Source organism: Roseibium sp. AWQ4_290 (assembly GCF_056160985.1).
Map to the genome: position 1 here is coordinate 1 of NZ_JBSWYG010000086.1, position 289 is coordinate 289.

1 protein-coding gene is annotated in these 289 nt (G+C 61.9%); it reads left to right on the forward strand.

The window, feature by feature from the left end; genetic code table 11:
- Positions 1–169: 169 nt before the first annotated feature.
- On the forward strand, positions 170–289 hold a 120-nt coding region (gene tnpB, locus ACXAH0_RS25245; RefSeq protein ID WP_475196078.1), incomplete at its 3' end, for an IS66 family insertion sequence element accessory protein TnpB.

Here is a 289-nt window from a genome sequence, read left to right on the forward strand (position 1 = left end):
TGGAACTGGCCCCGGCAGCTTGTCCTGCCGCGCCAGGGAGCGTTGTCTCACCCCTGGAACCTATTTGTGCGAACCGGGTTGACATTACCCTTTCCGATGGCCGCCGGGTGTTGATCGAAGGCCCAACGGCCCTGGCTGCGGTGATGGGACTGGTCCAGGGCTTGATGGGATGATCCCTGTTCCATCGAACACCCGGGTTTGGCTAGCGTCGGGTGTGACGGACATGCGGCGCGGCTTCAACTCTTTGGCCGCGCAAGCCGAACAGGTCCTGGCCGAAGATCCTTATTCT